The sequence below is a fragment of the Cohnella baijiui genome (assembly GCF_020731285.1).
Lineage (GTDB): Bacteria > Bacillota > Bacilli > Paenibacillales > Paenibacillaceae > Cohnella.
In genome coordinates this window covers 1-229 of the sequence record NZ_JAJFOW010000381.1, presented here as the reverse complement: position 1 = coordinate 229, position 229 = coordinate 1, and the positions used below count along the sequence as shown (strand labels likewise).

1 pseudogene is annotated in these 229 nt (G+C 57.6%); it reads right to left on the bottom strand.

The features are described 5' to 3' along the window. Positions 1–229: pseudogene (locus LKX83_RS33045) on the bottom strand (23S rRNA (uracil(1939)-C(5))-methyltransferase RlmD); the annotation flags it as partial.

Here is a 229-nt window from a genome sequence, read left to right as displayed (position 1 = left end):
GGAATGACCTCAATACCGCGTACCTCCTTGGCATTAGGGGCCAGCCAGAGCGCAATCGTCCCCACACCGCAGTAAGCATCCACCACACGCTCCGTCCCTGTCAGCTGCGCCGCCTCTTTGGCCGCCTCATACAGCTTGACGGTCTGGGACGGATTGAGCTGGAAAAAGGCCCGCGGTGATAAGGAAAATTTCACATCTCCCAGCGACTCATCTATCGTTTCTTTGCCCC